Source organism: uncultured Rhodococcus sp., from assembly GCF_963525155.1.
GTDB classification, from domain to species: Bacteria; Actinomycetota; Actinomycetes; order Mycobacteriales; family Mycobacteriaceae; genus Rhodococcus_F; species Rhodococcus_F qingshengii.
On sequence record NZ_CAURKP010000163.1, the window covers coordinates 1 to 11537 of the forward strand.

Below are 11537 nucleotides of genomic sequence, written 5' to 3' on the forward strand. Positions count from 1 at the left end.
CTCGACGGCCTTGACGGCGCCGGGAGCGTTGCCCTTGGTCTTGCCGTCGACGATCGCCTTCGCGCGAGCGATCGCGTCGTCCCAGCCCTGGCCACGATCGATCTCGGGGCGAGCGGGGGTCACTGTGCCGGCGAGGACCTGCGACGCCCAGTCGAGGGACTGCTCGATGAAGTCGGCGGAATCGAGAACGACGTCGACGACGCCGAGTTCGAGTGCCTTCTTGGGGGAGAGCACCTTGTTCTGGTTCAGCGAGTTCTCGATAACCACGGAGACGGCGTTCGACGGGCCGACGAGGTTGGGGAGCAACTGCGTTCCGCCCCAACCGGGGACCAGACCGAGGAATGCTTCCGGAAGGCCCAGCGCGCCCGCGTTGGCGGCAACCGTGCGGTAGTGGCTGTGCAGGCCTACTTCGAGGCCGCCGCCCAGGGCGACGCCGTTGATGAAGGCGAACGTGGGAACGGCGGACTCACGGAGGCGTCGGAACACCTTGTGGCCCAAGCGGCCCAGCTCGAGTCCCTGCTCACGAGAGGTGATCGCGGGAACACCCTTGAGATCCGCGCCGGCGGCGAAGATGAACGGCTTGCCGGTGACGGCGATGGCAACCGGGTTGGCGGCAAAGGCTTCGTCGAGGGCGGCGTCGAATGCTGCGAGTCCACCGGGACCGAAGGACGACGGCTTGGTGTGGTCGAAGCCGTTGTCGAGGGTGATCAGTGCAAACGGGCCCTCGATGCCGGGGACCGAGATGATCTTCGTGTAGGCGTTCGTCACGACCTCGTCGGCGAATGCTGTTGCAATATCAGACATTTAGTTGACTCCTGCCTGGTAGTCAGCGTGGTTCGGGTTCTCCCAGATGACGGTGCCGCCCATGCCGAGGCCGATGCACATGGTGGTCAAGCCGTAGCGCACGTCGGGACGCGTCGCGAACTGGCGGGAGAGCTGCGTCATCAGGCGAACGCCCGAGGAAGCGAGAGGGTGGCCACACGCGATGGCGCCGCCCCACTGGTTGACGCGCGGGTCGTCGTCGGCGATGCCGTAGTGCTCGAGGAACGCGAGAACCTGAACCGCGAACGCCTCGTTGATCTCGAACAGTCCGATGTCCTCGATCTTGAGGCCGGTGCGAGCCAGCAGCTTCTCGGTGGCGGGAACCGGGCCGATGCCCATGACGGCGGGGTCGACGCCCTGGTAGGCGAAGCCCACCATGCGCATGCCGACCGGCAGGCCGAGCTCGGCTGCGGTGTCCTCACCGGCGAGCAGTGCTGCGGTGGCACCGTCGTTGAGTCCGGCTGCGTTACCGGCGGTGATGCGTCCGGCCGGGCGGAACGGCGTCTTGAGCTTCGCGAGATCTTCGACGGTGGTTCCGGGGCGCGGCGGCTCGTCTTCGGTGGCCAGACCCCAGCCCGCGGAACTGCGGGTGGCGACGGGGACCAGGGTGTCGGCGATGAAGCCGGCCTTCTTGGCAGCGTCGTACTTGTTCTGGCTGTTGACGGCGTAGGCGTCCGTGCGGTCCTTGGTGATGGTCGGGAACCGGTCGTGCAGATTTTCGGCGGTGTTACCCATCACGAGGGCGCTCGGGTCGACCAGGCGGTCGGCGAGGAAACGCGGGTTGGGGTCTGCGCCCTCACCCATCGGGTGGTGACCCATGTGCTCGACGCCACCGGCGATCACGACGTCGTACTGGCCGAAGCCGATGCCCGACGCGGTGGTGGTGACGGCGGTCATCGCGCCGGCACACATGCGGTCGATGGCGAATCCTGGAACGGTTTCGGGGAGACCGGCGAGGATCGCAGCGGTGCGGCCGATGGTCAGGCCCTGGTCGCCGGTCTGCGTGGTGGCTGCAACGGCAACTTCGTCGATCCGTGCGGGATCGAGCTGCGGGTTGCGGCGAAGCAGCTCACGAATCGCCTTGACGACGAGATCGTCTGCGCGCGTGTCGGCGTACATGCCTTTCGGGCCGGCCTTGCCGAACGGGGTGCGAATGCCGTCGACGAAGACGACGTTGCGTGGGGTGTTTGTGGATGGAGCCACGCGAATTCCTCCTGATGGAGCTGCCCACCGCACCGAAGGGCGGTGAGACGTTGGTTCGGCGATCACGGCCAGGCGTCCGGCCTCGTATCGAGCGTACTACTGCCCATTACTGACCGGTAACTTAACGTGCCGAATTGCTCCAACCTCACACCGGGGTCAGGTCAGGATTCCGGCTCTTCCACTTCGGGCTCGGCCGGGACCACGGAGTTCAGTGCCTCGGCGAGGACGGGAACGGTCAAAGTGCGTTGCCAGCCACGTGCGCCACCGGAAGTGAGCTTGGTCTCGATCGCACTCTCGACTTCGGCGATGTCCGAGTCGGGTTCCAGTTTCCAGTCCCAGCACAGGCGCCTGACCAGGTCGGGTTGGAGCAGATTCTCCACGGGCACCGAAACCTCTTTGCTCAGGTCCGACAGTGCTGCGCGCGCCGCGGTCAACCGATCAGCCGCCGCTGGATCCTGGCGGGCCCAACGGCCGGCAGCGGGCGGCCCGACGATGGGCGGGGTTTTCGGCGGAAGCTCGCTGTCGGGGAGCCTGCGCGCGGCTTCCAGTGCGTCCATCCAAATACGCGAATACCGGCGTTGACGTGGTCCGCCGAAGACGGGAAGCGAGCGGAGCGCATCCAGCGACCGAGGATCTTTGAGAGCGGCATCGATGATCGCGGAGTCAGGAAGAACCCGACTCGGAGACACGTCGCGCTTGCGTGCGAGATCCTCGCGCGCCTGCCACAGCGCCCGTACCGCCGCCAACTGACGGGTGGTCTTGAGTGAGGTGATGTGCGACGTACGACGCCAGCGGTCCGGTTTGGGTTTGGGCGGGCCGGCCAGACGGATGTACTCGAACTCTTCCTTCGCCCACTCGAGCTTGCCTTGGGATTCGAGTTCGGCTTCCATTGCGTCGCGCAGTTCGAGAAGCACTTCGACGTCGAGGGCGGCGTAGTTCAACCAGGCGTCCGGCAGCGGACGTGTCGACCAGTCCGCAGCCCCGTGACCCTTGCGAAGTTCCACTCGCAGGGTTCGTTCCACGATCGCGGCGAGTCCGACTCGCTCGAACCCGGCCAGTCGTCCGGCCAGTTCGGTGTCGAACAGCTCGGCCGGCGTCAGGCCCAGTTCGGCGAGGCCGGGGAGATCCTGATCGGCAGAGTGCAGCACCCATTGCAACGGGTTGATCACCTCGGCCAACGGCTGCAGGTCTTGCGCTGTCGGAATCGGGTCGAGCAGGAACGATCCTGCTCCTTCGCGTCGAAGCTGGATCAGGTACGCCCGTGCCGAATAGCGGAATCCGGATGCGCGCTCGGCGTCCACGGCGAGCGGGCCGTGGCCGGAGGCCAGCGCGGCCGCGGCGTCGGCGACACCGGCGGCAGTGGTGATGACGTCCGGAACTCCGTCACGCGGAACGAGCAGCGGAACTACGTCGGAGGTGGGCTCGGTTGCATCATCGGTGACTTCGGACATGGTCACTGACTCTACGTCGCAGTCGGGGCCGGGGTTGTCACCTCAGCGTCGAACAGTTCGTCGAGTGCGGCTCCGAAACCTTGCGCGAGCTGGTCCAATTCGGGGGCCAGATCGGAGCAACTGACGATGCCGACGTCGAGTTTTCCGTCGAGAGACATCACCGTCACGTTGAGACCTGCTCCGTGCAAGACCGGGCCGAGCGGGAACAGTCCCTTGATCTGGGACCCGAGGAAGTAGAGCTGGACCGGCGGTCCAGGCACCTTCGACACGACCAGGTTGGACACGACGGGGTGACGCTCGGCGAGTTTGAGCGACGAGTACACGCGCATGGCGGCGCCGAACACCGCCGGCGAAGCGAACTGCGACCAATCCTGGAGCATGTTCGCGCCCAGAGCCTCGTTGTGGTTCTTCGAGGTGGCGTTGTAATCGCTGATTGCGTGCAGGCGTTCGACCGGATCGGCGATCTGGGTGCCGAGTTGCGTGAACATGCCCGAGATCTGGTTCGTGCCCGGACGATCGGATTTGCCGTGGACCGACACCGGCACCATGGCGACGAGGGAGTCCTCCGGCAGTTCGTCCCGGTCCTCCAGATACTTACGCAGTGCCCCGGCGCAGAGCGCGAGAACCACGTCGTTGACCTTGACGCCGTGACGGTCCTTGACGGCTTTGACCTTCGCGAGATCGAGTTGGCTGAACGCGACGTTGCGGTGACCGGTGATCGCGCCGTTGAACGAGGTCCGCGGCGCGGTGAACGGAGCAGGCATCGCTTCACCCTTTCGTGCACGCGTCACCCACTTCGGGAGCATGGCGATTCCGCCCGGGACCAGACGGGCAATTCTTGCGGGTCGGGCGATGACGGCCATGAGTCCGCCGATGGCGATGTCCAGCGTTCCCGCGTCGCCCGCACCCTGTGCTGTGGGATCCACGAGCGCCGGTGAATCCGGTTCGAGACTGCACAGCTGAGCCAGGATGTTCGCGCCGGTGACACCGTCGGCAGCGCTGTGATGGATCTTCGACATGACGGCGATCTGTCCGTCGGCAAGTCCCTCGATGACCCACATCTCCCACAGCGGTCGGGAACGATCCAGCGGTTGACTCGCGATGTGTCCGGCGAGCTCTGCCAGTTCCGCGTGTGTGCCGGGAGCAGGTACCGCGGTCCGGTGGCAGTGCCGCTCGATGTCGAAATCGTGATCGTCGACCCATACGGGGTAGTCGAGATTGAGACGGGAATCTTTGAGTTTGCGCCGGAAGGTCGGCATGGTGGCCATCCGCGAGTCCAACTCGCGAAGCAGCTTCCGGTAGTCGTAGCCGCCCGGGATGGTCGTGGGGTCGAGCAGGACAAGTCCACAAACGTGCAATAGCTGGGTCGGTGTTTCCAAGTAGAGGAAGGTCGCGTCGAGTCCGCTGAGACGTTGCATGACTCATTCTAGAACAGGTTCTAGTATTTTTCCGGGGGAATGCTCAAACGAATAGCAGAGTCAGTCGTTCTGCCGCGACAGCGTGGTTATCCCGGCAGGCGGAAGCCCCGCCGCGTACGCGAGAACCTCGCAGAAAGCCTCGACGTGGTGAGCCAATTCGGACGAAGTTGCAGTCCAGGACGCTCGCAACTCCAGTTGATGGGCTCGCGGAGGCCCGGCGATGTCGCCGTACCGCACGGAAGTTGTAGCTGTGACCGTACCGCCCAGGGCCACAAAAGGTTCCGGTCCGGCCTCCAAAGCGTCCACCAGCCAACTCCAGGCTACTTCGGGAAGTAGTGGATCCGCGGCGACGGCTTCGTCGAGATCGGCCTGGATATACGCCACCAACCGCATGGTGCCGTTCCACGCCTCGTCGCCGTCCGGATCGAACAACAGGATCAGGCGGCCGAAAGCGTCACCTTCGGACTGCTCGGCCACGACGTCGGAGTCCGGGTGGAGAACCTCGGCCCCCACCGCGTGGCTGTACGGAGCGAGACGCTGCGGCGGGCGGATGGGACCGACCTCTATCTCGGGCCGAACCCGCGCAGCGGTCATCGCCTCCACGGCGGCACGGAACTCGGCCGGGTCGGCTGTCGATCCGGATGTCGTCACAGGTCAGGACGTTAGTCGGGGATGCGGGCGGGGAGGTGGAGGCGCGCCGACCGAGAGTGGCTCGGGTGTGTGGCCGCTCACGAACCGCTCGGGTGTCCGATCCCGAGTGTGGGACGTGGCAGCATTGAGTCGATCGAAGACACACGTTGGCGGAGAGCGCGAGGACTGATGAGCGGGTTGGACAACATGAATTCAGGCATTACCGGGTCGGCGGAATACAGCGCTCGGCGAGTCTTGCCCGACGCACCGTTGCTTGCCGCGGCGACCGGACGCACTCCGAGTCGACGGCCGGTGTGGTTCATGCGTCAGGCCGGGCGTTCGTTGCCGGAGTACCGCGAGATCCGCGCCGGGATCGGCATGTTGGAATCTTGTTTCGATCCGGCGCTGGTCTGTGAGATCACGATGCAACCGGTGCGCCGTCACGACGTGGACGCGGCAATCCTGTTCTCGGACATCGTCGTTCCACTCAAAGCCGCGGGAATCGATCTCGACATCGTTGCCGGCGTCGGACCGGTGGTCGCCAATCCGATTCGCTCCATCGCCGACGTTGCAGCACTCCCGCGACTGGTCCCCGAAGAGGTAGGCGCAATCGCACAGGCCGTTCGGCTTCTCACCACCGAGTTGGGCTCCACGCCGCTGATCGGCTTTGCCGGAGCGCCGTTCACTCTGGCGTCGTATCTGGTCGAAGGTGGTCCGAGCCGGAACCACGAGAAGACCAAAGCGCTCATGCACTCCGATCCGAAGACCTGGCACGCGTTGCTCGGAAGTTTGGCCGACACCACGATCTGCTTCCTGCAGGCGCAGCTCAAGGCGGGCGTCGACGCGGTCCAGCTGTTCGACTCGTGGGCCGGCGCGCTCTCGCTGGCCGACTACCGGGAATTTGTTCTCCCGCATTCCGAGCGCGTATTCGCCGAGGTTGCTGCTGCCGGCGTTCCGCGCATCCACTTCGGTGTCGGAACCGGTGAACTCCTCGGCGCGATGGGGGAGGCAGGCGCCGATGTCGTGGGTGTCGACTGGCGGATCCCGCTCGACGTCGCGGCTGGTCGTGTCGGTCCTGGCAAGGCACTGCAGGGCAACCTCGATCCCGCCGTACTGTTCGCGGGCCCCGAGGTGATCGATCGCGAGGTGCGCCGGATCGCCGCCGAAGGGGACCGCGCGATCGAGGCCGGTGCCATCGGCCACATCTTCAACCTCGGCCACGGAGTTCTTCCCGACACCGATCCCACGGCGATCACCTCGGCGGTGGAGCTGGTGCACTCGCTGTGACAACGACTCGGCCGTCGGTCGCGGTGATCGGAGGCGGAATCTCCGGTCTGGTTGCCGCGTACCGGCTTCGGCGCAGTCTGGGCTCCGAGGCCGACATCACGATCGTCGACGACTCACCGCGGCTGGGCGGGAAGCTGCGAACGATTGATCTGGGCGGCGGACCGATCGACATCGGTGCCGAGGCTTTCATCGCTCGTCGGCCCGAGGTTCCCGCGCTTCTCGCCGAGCTGGGACTGACCGATCAGATCGTCTATCCCGCGGGCCTGAGTCCGTTGATCTGGTCTCAGGGCTCACTGAATCGGTTGCCGACCGGAACCCTGATGGGAATCCCGGCTTCGGCGGAGTCGGTTCGAGATCTTGTCGACGAGCAGACCCTGGCGCGCATAGCGGCCGAGGCCGGCGTCCCGCTGGAGTGGACCCGCGGTTCCGATTGCAGTGTTGCCGAACTGGTTTCGCAGCGATTCGGTGATCAGGTGGTCAGCCGATCGGTGGATCCGCTTCTCGGTGGGGTGTACTCGGGGCTGGCGGAGACCATCGGCGTGCGTGCAGCTTTGCCGACACTCGCTGCGGCCCTCGATGCGGGCTCTCGGAGCCTCACGGATGCAGTCGCAGCCGCATTGCCGACGCCTGCACCGGGGCCGGTGTTCGGAGCGCTCAGAGACGGGTACGGCATCCTGCTCGATGCGCTGCAGCAGGCCGCCGACGCGACCTTCGTCCGTGGCGAGGCTTCTGGGTTGCGCAGCGACGGGGCTGGTTGGAACGTCGATCCGCTCGGAAGCGTCGACGCGGTGATTCTGGCCGTCCCGGCGCCGCGCGCGGCGGCGCTGTTGGCCGGAGTCGATGCGGATGTTGCGAGTACCGTCGCTCGGATCGAACTGGCGTCGTCCGCGGTGGTGGCGCTCCGGTTGTCCGGGCAGGTCGAACTTCCGCAGAATTCAGGAATCCTGGTAGCCACCGACGCCGACCTGACCGCCAAGGCGTTCACGCTGTCGAGCCGAAAGTGGACACACCTCGCTGATCGCGGTGAGCACCTCGTTCGGGTGTCGTTCGGTCGATTCGGTGCATCGGAGATCGTCGACCGGCCGGATGGTGAGTTGATCGACTTCGCGCGCGCCGATCTCGAGACCGTGACCGGAATCACCGAGGAGCCAGGCGCGACCTTCGTACAGCGGTGGCACGGAGGTCTTCCCCAATACGCCCCAGGTCACACGAAAATCGTGGCTGAAATCGAGTCCGGGATGACGCAGTTCGACGGCCTCGCCCTGGCCGGGTCGTGGCTGCACGGCGTCGGGGTTCCGGCGTGTGTCGCAGTCGGCACGACGGCGGCTACACGGATATTCGAGCGAGTGGCACGATAGACCCATGGCACGCCTTGATTTCGACAAACTGAACTCTGAAATCCGTTACCTCATGTTCTCCGTGTTCCAGGTGGAACCCGGTGTGCTGGGCGATGATCGGGAAGCTGCGGTCAAGGACGCCCGCTTGTTCTTCGAGGGTCTCGAAGACAAGGGCGTCGTGGTTCGCGGCATCTACGACGTCGCCGGCTTGCGCGCCGACGCGGACTTCATGATCTGGACCCACGCGGCCAGCATCGAGGAACTGCAGGCCGCGTACGCGGATTTCCGCCGCACCACCGTCCTCGGACAGGCCAGTGCTCCCATCTGGAGTAACTCGGCGGTGCACCGCCCCGCGGAGTTCAACAAGAGCCACGTGCCCTCGTTCATCGCGGGTGAGGATCCGGGCGACTACATCTGCGTTTACCCGTTCGTCCGCTCGTACGAGTGGTACCTGCTCCCCGACGAGGAGCGTCGCAAGATGCTCGCCGATCACGGTATGGCTGCTCGTTCGTACAAGGACGTTCGCGCCAACACGGTCCCGGCCTTCGCTCTGGGGGACTACGAGTGGATTCTCGCGTTCGAAGCGCCTGAGCTCATCCGTATCGTCGATCTGATGCGCGATCTGCGTGCCACCGAAGCTCGCTTGCACGTTCGCGAAGAGGTGCCGTTCTTCACCGGGCCGCGCGTGGACATCGAGAAGCTGGTCCTTTCCCTACCCTGATCTACTTCGAAAGTAGTTTCTGTGACAACTGCACCGAACCGGCGTCGTCAACACATGTCCCATTGGGGAATGTTCACCGCCGAATCGGTCGCAGGCGAGGTGACCGCCGTGCATCCGTACGAGGGTGATTCGAATCCCTCGCCGATGCTCGGGAACCTCGCCGGTTCGGTGCGCAGTCGGGCTCGCGTTTCGGGCCCGGCGGTGCGCCGCGGTTGGCTCGAGAACGGGCCTGGTCCCAGCGACCGACGCGGAGCCGACGAATTCGTCTCGGTCTCCTGGGACGAACTGACCGAACTCCTCTCGCGTGAACTGCGTCGCGTGGTCGACGCGCACGGAAACAACGCGATCTTCGGCGGCTCGTACGGCTGGGCCAGCGCCGGCCGATTCCATCACGCGCAGAGCCAAGTTCACCGATTTCTGAATCAGCTGGGTGGATACACCAAGTCAGTTCACAGCTACTCGCTCGGTGCCACCGGCGTCATCATGCCGCGTGTGGTCGGAACGCACTGGAAGTTGTTCGCGCGCTCCACGTCGTGGGACGTCATCGCGAAGCACTCCGATCTCCTCGTCTCGTTCGGGGGAGTGCCGATCAAGAATACCGGAGTCAATGCCGGTGGTACGAGTGATCATCCGACGCGCGGGGCGCTCGACGCGTTTCGTGCCCGCGGCGGAAAGATCGTCTCCTTCAGTCCGTTGCGTGACGACGTCGAGGGTGACTGCGAGTGGATCGCACCCGTTCCGGGAACCGACGTTGCAATCATGCTTGCCCTGGCGTTTGTCCTGGCGTCGGAGGACCTGCACGATCGCGATTTCCTGGGCCGTTTCTGCGTCGGTTACGAACGCTTCGAGGACTACCTGCTCGGACGTTCCGACGGTGTAGCGAAGGATCCGCGCTGGGCGCAGAAGATCTCCGGTGTGTCGGCGGAGTTCATCACCGACCTGGCTCGGAGAATGGTGTCTGGCCGGACGCTGGTGACCGTCACGTGGTCGTTGCAACGCATCAAACACGGTGAACAGGCACCGTGGATGGGCGTGACACTCGCAGCGATGCTCGGCCAATTCGGGCTTCCGGGTGGAGGTTTCGGGCACGGCTACGGTTCGATGAACGAGCCGGGTCTGGCTCCGGTGCCGTATCCCTTGCCGACCTTCTCGCAAGGTGTGAATCCGGTGTCGGATTTCATTCCGGTAGCCGCGATTTCCGACCTGCTGCTTTCGCCCGGGGAGGAGTTCGATTACGACGGCCGACGCTTGACCTATCCCGACATCCGGTTGGTCTATTGGGCCGGTGGCAATCCGTTTCACCACCATCAGGATCTCCCGAGGTTGCGACGGGCATTTGCGCGTCCGGACACGATCGTCGTTCACGATCCGTACTGGACGCCGATGGCCCGCAACGCCGACATCGTGGTCCCGTCGACCACCTCGCTCGAACGAAATGACCTGAGCTGCACTCGAAACGACCCGCTACTGGTCGCGATGCAGCAGGTCGTTCCACCTTTCCAGAACTCGCGTGACGACTACGACACGTTTGCCGCTCTGGCTTCTGCGCTCGGATTCGGGGAACAGTTCACCGAGGGGCGATCCTCACAGGAGTGGATCGAGCATCTCTACGGTCAATGGCGACCGTTCGTCGATGCAGACGGCGGCAACACACCGACGTTCGAGGACTTCTGGGCAGAAGGGCACTACCGGATGCGAACCGAAGACAACCTCGTGCTCTTCGGTGACTTCCGTGAGAATCCCGAGAAATATCCGCTCTCGACTCCGAGTGGGAAGATCGAGATCTTCTCCGAGACCATCGAGTCCTTCGGCTACGACGACTGCGCCGGGCATCCGCGCTGGTACGAGCCCGACGAGTGGCTGGGTGGACCGCGAGCCTCGCAATTCCCGCTTCACCTGATCGCCAATCAGCCCAAGACGCGTCTGCACAGCCAACTCGATCACGGCGCTGCGAGCCAGGCGTCGAAGATTCAGGGACGCGAGCCGATTCGTATGCACCCCGATGCAGCGGCCGCGCGCGGCGTCTCGGCAGGAGACGTGGTGCGGGTGTTCAACGATCGCGGAGCGTGCCTTGCTGGTGTGATCGTCGACTCGGACTTGCGGAGCGACGTCGTCCAACTTTCCACCGGTGCCTGGTACGACCCGCTCGATCCTGCCGATCCCGACTCTCTGTGTGTGCACGGCAATCCCAACGTTCTGACACCGGACATCGGTACGTCGTCACTCTCGCACGGGTGCACCGGCCAGCACGTTCTGGTGCAGATCGAGAAATTCGACGGGGCCCTGCCGCCGGTCAAGGCATTCGATCCGCCCGTGCTTCGTTCACGCTGACGGAACCGATCGGCCACCTCTCGCGTCGAACCTCGTGAGCGCCTGAATCAGGTGTCACGATCTATCGAAGGTGGGGGCCATCGTGAGTGCAGCGGATGTTGGTTCGATGCGGGGGCAAGTCGAAGTACTTCGGGCTCAGATCGATTCGATGCAGCACGTTCTGTTGGAGCGGACTCGATCGCTGGCGGACTTGCAGGAGAGGATCGCTCGAGCGACGGCGAGCGCGCGTTCGAGTGACGGCAGCGTGGAAATCGTCGTCGACGCCTCGGGGGCGGTGGTGGGAGTCGATCTCTCGGGGAGTTCTTACGCCAAGCATTCGCCGGCAGCGTTGGGGAAT

Annotated in this window: 9 protein-coding genes and 1 pseudogene; 5 read left to right on the forward strand and 5 right to left on the reverse strand. The window is 64.8% G+C overall.

Features of this window, described 5'->3' with window-relative positions:
- From RWT78_RS23650 to RWT78_RS23670, 5 genes are all read right to left on the reverse strand, one after another.
- On the reverse strand, window positions 1–804 hold an 804-nt coding region (locus RWT78_RS23650), incomplete at its 3' end, for an enoyl-CoA hydratase/isomerase family protein (RefSeq protein ID WP_314681354.1).
- Window positions 805–2025, reverse strand: a complete 1221-nt coding sequence (locus tag RWT78_RS23655) for a thiolase family protein (RefSeq protein ID WP_314681355.1) — start codon at window positions 2023–2025, stop codon at window positions 805–807. It lies immediately after the preceding gene.
- A 161-nt stretch (window positions 2026–2186) separates the two neighbouring features.
- Complete coding sequence (locus tag RWT78_RS23660; protein ID WP_007732879.1) at window positions 2187–3476, reverse strand: ribonuclease D; 1290 nt, start codon at window positions 3474–3476, stop codon at window positions 2187–2189.
- 11 nt (window positions 3477–3487) lie between these two features.
- The gene (locus RWT78_RS23665) at window positions 3488–4894 is read right to left on the reverse strand and encodes a wax ester/triacylglycerol synthase family O-acyltransferase (protein WP_314681357.1); all 1407 of its coding nucleotides are present in this window, start codon (window positions 4892–4894) and stop codon (window positions 3488–3490) included.
- Between the two features lie 60 nt (window positions 4895–4954).
- Window positions 4955–5545 carry a DUF3000 domain-containing protein gene (locus tag RWT78_RS23670; protein WP_003942604.1) on the reverse strand — a complete coding sequence of 197 codons (591 nt, stop codon included), beginning with the start codon at window positions 5543–5545 and terminating at the stop codon, window positions 4955–4957.
- Window positions 5546–5713: 168 nt separating this feature from the next.
- Here RWT78_RS23670 and hemE point away from each other — a divergent pair, with 168 nt between their 5' ends.
- The 5 genes and pseudogenes from hemE to RWT78_RS23695 form a co-directional block, all read left to right on the forward strand.
- Window positions 5714–6811 (forward strand): uroporphyrinogen decarboxylase, encoded by a 1098-nt coding sequence (hemE, locus tag RWT78_RS23675; RefSeq protein ID WP_030536874.1) that lies wholly within the window; start codon window positions 5714–5716, stop codon window positions 6809–6811.
- Window positions 6808–8169: a protoporphyrinogen oxidase gene (locus RWT78_RS23680; RefSeq protein WP_165638346.1), complete on the forward strand. Its 1362-nt coding sequence runs from the start codon at window positions 6808–6810 to the stop codon at window positions 8167–8169. Before hemE ends, RWT78_RS23680 begins: the two co-directional genes overlap by 4 nt.
- Before the next feature lie 4 nt (window positions 8170–8173).
- Window positions 8174–8869, forward strand: coding sequence for a hydrogen peroxide-dependent heme synthase (gene hemQ, locus RWT78_RS23685; protein WP_019748269.1), 696 nt, complete (start codon window positions 8174–8176; stop codon window positions 8867–8869).
- Between the two features lie 54 nt (window positions 8870–8923).
- Complete coding sequence (locus tag RWT78_RS23690) at window positions 8924–11200, forward strand: molybdopterin guanine dinucleotide-containing S/N-oxide reductase (protein WP_314681364.1); 2277 nt, start codon at window positions 8924–8926, stop codon at window positions 11198–11200.
- Window positions 11201–11282: 82 nt separating this feature from the next.
- A pseudogene (locus tag RWT78_RS23695) lies at window positions 11283–11537 on the forward strand (YbaB/EbfC family DNA-binding protein); the annotation flags it as partial.

Excerpts from the sequence above, each read along its gene's own strand:
- RWT78_RS23660 (WP_007732879.1), bottom strand. The coding sequence starts at position 3,476 with ATGTCCGAAGTCACCGATGATGCAACCGAGCCCACCTCCGACGTAGTT.
- RWT78_RS23665 (WP_314681357.1), bottom strand. The coding sequence starts at position 4,894 with ATGCAACGTCTCAGCGGACTCGACGCGACCTTCCTCTACTTGGAAACA.
- hemE (WP_030536874.1), top strand. The coding sequence starts at position 5,714 with ATGAGCGGGTTGGACAACATGAATTCAGGCATTACCGGGTCGGCGGAA.
- hemQ (WP_019748269.1), top strand. The coding sequence starts at position 8,174 with ATGGCACGCCTTGATTTCGACAAACTGAACTCTGAAATCCGTTACCTC.
- RWT78_RS23690 (WP_314681364.1), top strand. The coding sequence starts at position 8,924 with ATGTCCCATTGGGGAATGTTCACCGCCGAATCGGTCGCAGGCGAGGTG.